The sequence below is a fragment of the Psychrobacter sp. 1Y4 genome (assembly GCF_051847555.1).
Map to the genome: position 1 here is coordinate 1 of NZ_JBPYDE010000632.1, position 671 is coordinate 671.

At 40.7% G+C, this 671-nt stretch carries 1 pseudogene; it reads right to left on the bottom strand.

The window, feature by feature from the left end:
* Window positions 1-236: 236 nt before the first annotated feature.
* Window positions 237-671, bottom strand: a pseudogene (locus ACS8FC_RS18005) (hypothetical protein); the annotation flags it as partial.

The window sequence follows — 671 nt, forward strand, 5'->3', positions numbered from 1 at the left end:
AGAATCTAGAAGGTGATCCTATCGAATATAGAGAGTCTTATGGATTGGCAGAAAAATTTAGTTATGAGGTCAATATCATCTAACCATTGGCCATTTCACCATTAGTAAGGGCAGTGGTTAAGTTATTCTCAATAAGTCATAAAAAAGGAGCTGATAATTCAGCTCCTTTTTTTATACTTTTTATAATCTGAATCCATGAACGACCGATTAAAGAAATGGTTGATACATAGAACTGCTTACTTGCTGTTAAACGTTATCGTCTGTCCGCCATTACCAGCTGGCGGTGCGATAGTGACTTTGCTCGCAAGTATGTCGCCTTTGGCATTGATTTTGTAGCATTCTTTTGAGCTGCCCTCAGAGGTGCCACCAGCAAGCATATTGTCTGAGGTTTCGATACAGAACCATGCGGTCTGATTGCTGTCTCGTGTCAGAGACCAGTTTTGGTTATAGGTTCCTATTTTTTTGCGCATGCTGATATCGCTATAGACATTTTCAGTAATCAATTTGTTTGAGGCGCCCACCGTCGCCATTTTTGGGACAGTGGTCGTTTGGTTTGAGACCGAATATTTGCCTGTGCTGTCCGTAAAACCGTGAAATACCAGAGGGTTCAAGGTGAAGTAATTGATAGCGACTGACTGGTTAGTGATTTGATTGTTCACTTTATTGATTGT